Source organism: Kurthia populi (assembly GCF_042686175.1).
In the GTDB taxonomy this organism is placed as follows: domain Bacteria; phylum Bacillota; class Bacilli; order Bacillales_A; family Planococcaceae; genus Kurthia; species Kurthia populi.
The window spans coordinates 1-2665 of record NZ_JBHUOR010000071.1 but is presented as its reverse complement, the minus strand read 5'-3'; the positions used below and the strand labels follow the sequence as shown (position 1 = coordinate 2665).

The following is a 2665-nucleotide window of genomic DNA, read 5'->3' as shown; positions in this document are numbered from 1 at the left end:
TCCTTTCTTTAGCTAGGGTTTTGTCCCAGCCTCTTTTTTATTATGATAACCATTTTGGCGGTGTATTTTTACTCCAATAAATTTCTCCTAACTCATAATGCGATACAAAATTATCCTCGTATGTATGGTAGTGAAAATTGTAGTAAAACCCTTCAAATGGTCTATTTTCTGTTCTTACATGGAATCGAATCATATCCTCACGTGTCTCACGATTGTAAATATTGAAAATTTTCTCAGAATAATTACCACTTGGATTTTCAGTAATAGCTAAGTTTGATAGTTCTTGCTCACCAACGCGCGCGACTGTGAAATCAATTGCTTCTTGCATTTTCGGAAAAATTAATTCATCAAAATCCTGTTGAATTTTAGGACCAACCTTTGCACCAAATTTTGTATAGGCTTGCTCTTTTGCCTCTTTCATAAAATCAATTGGTTCATATATTTGTTCCACTATTGGCTGCTCATCTGCATAAGCAACGAGTGTCGTAGTCGTTTCATTTTGATGTTCTATTAATGTTTTGTGTTGCGAATTTCCATCAAATACATTTTCCCAGAATGCGTGCGATGGTGTAATTAAGCCCAGTGTAACGACTGCTACAGCCGAGACCATGGCTTTTTGAAACCATTTTTTCATACTTAATTCACCTGCTTTGAAAAGAGTCTTAATTATCTTACGTTTTATTCAACTAGAAAGTTTCACATAAAATAAAAAAAGTAATAGCTATTTTGAGCTACTACTTTTTTATTCACTAAAAATAATTTTTTAAAACGTTGTTCACTTAAAAATAAATTATTTTTCAAAGATACCATAATGAAATTTTGTATTAGGTCTCTTCAACTGCTTAAAATGATATTTTTCAAATAATGGTGAACGAAAATGCGCTTTTAATACAACGCGTTTCTTGGCTACACGTAGCGCCTCATACATCCATTCATCATCTAATGAAATATGAATACCCGCTTCACGCAGAGGTGTGAAATTTTTTGATTCTTCAATGGTTTTTTCAAACATAGGATCTAAATATACGACATCCATTGTGTTAGATGGCAATTGACGTAAATAATCTACAGCTATAGAAGATATGACTTCAATTTGCCGCATGCTTGCTAATTCTAATAGCTTTTCCTCTACATAATTATACTCCTGTAACCCTTGTTGCATCATAAATGCAATCACCGGATTTCCTTCACAGCCAATAATACGGCCTTGTTCCCCCACTTGGATACTCGCCAACATACTATCTGTTGCCATGCCTAATGTACAATCTAATAACGTATCGCCTTTTTCTAACTGTACCGCTTCTAAAAACGTATCTTTTTCTCCACGCGCGAGACGTTTTGCACGGAATGCAGCCGATGATGGATGAAAGAAAAAAGGCTCTTTTTGACCAAAAGCATAATATTCATAGCGCATTTTCCCTGCAACTAAAATATTCGCTTGTTCTTGCTCCATTATTTTTTGCATCGAGCGCTTACGACGATCTACAAATGGAATTGCCAATGTAGATGATGCAAAAAGAGCGCGCTGACGAGAAAGATCGTCAGGGCGCCCGCCAGTTGTTACAACTGTTTTCACTAATTATTCAACGATTTTCTCTAATACGTCCATTACATGGTCACGTACAGATTCCATCATTTGTCCTTCAATTTGTTCGCGTGGAATAAAGTATGCAAGATTCCCATCTTTCCAGAAAGCAATCGATGGTGATGAAGGGGGTACTTCTTCAAAGAATGAACGCATTTGTGCTGTTGCTTCTTTATCTTGTCCTGCAAAAACTGTCACTAAATGTTGTGGTTTCTTTTCTACAGTTTGTACCGCTTCAATAACTGCTGGACGAGCAAGACCTGCTGCACAGCCACATACTGAATTAATCACAATGACAGAAGTCCCTTTTGATTCCTGCATATGTTCTGCTACATCGCCTGCATTCATTAATTGTGTAAATCCTGCATTCACTAGTTCTTCGCGCATTGGTTGTACAATACCGCGCATATATTCATCATAAGCATTCATAATTCTAGCCTCTTTCATATTGGGTCGTAACCCTTGTATTTATTGACTTTCTACTTTCTCATTGTAGCGTTCATTGCGTGAGATTTCATCCTTTTTTACTCCGAATATTAGATTTATGTTAGATAGATGTTAGATTGCTACACTTAGAAACATTGTTAAATCAATGTTTCTAAGTGTCGTTTGAAGTTTCTGTTTAAATATGTGAGATTTTTTGACTGAATATCGAGTTTTACAGAACAAAACACGTTAGAACTCTATATTTTTATAAGGTAAATGCAATCACGCATGATCTCCCTTATTAAAAGTATTAGCAGAAAGGCATCGTCCATACAGATATTAAAGAATATTATGGGAGAAAAGATAACTTATAAAATTTCTATAATCATTAACATAACTGCATTTATTTGAATTAACCTATAAAAAGACATTCATACATTTATCTATATATGTAAAAATAGAATAATGTTTTTATATCTTTACAATCAATTAAACAACATAAACTGCTGCCATTGAGTAGTCTTTTTGGCACCGTCAATAATTTTGTGTAAATGACTCAACCCAAACTTGGTAGATCGTCACATTTAGCGATCAAACATCGCTTCTAATTCGGCACGTGCCTGGTCAAATCCAAGATGACAACGTGCGAGGAAG

General features: G+C 35.2%; 3 protein-coding genes. All 3 read right to left on the bottom strand.

Going from position 1 to position 2665, the window contains the following annotated elements; all coding sequences use genetic code 11:
- Positions 1-40 precede the first annotated feature (40 nt).
- The gene (locus tag ACFSY7_RS10475) at positions 41-634 is read right to left on the bottom strand and encodes a YpjP family protein (protein ID WP_020189730.1); all 594 of its coding nucleotides are present in this window, start codon (positions 632-634) and stop codon (positions 41-43) included.
- Positions 635-790: 156 nt separating this feature from the next.
- On the bottom strand, positions 791-1576 hold the full coding sequence (locus ACFSY7_RS10470; protein WP_020189729.1) for a class I SAM-dependent methyltransferase: 786 nt from the start codon (positions 1574-1576) through the stop codon (positions 791-793).
- 3 nt (positions 1577-1579) lie between these two features.
- Positions 1580-2014, bottom strand: coding sequence for a BrxA/BrxB family bacilliredoxin (locus ACFSY7_RS10465; RefSeq protein WP_020189728.1), 435 nt, complete (start codon positions 2012-2014; stop codon positions 1580-1582).
- Positions 2015-2665 lie beyond the last annotated feature (651 nt).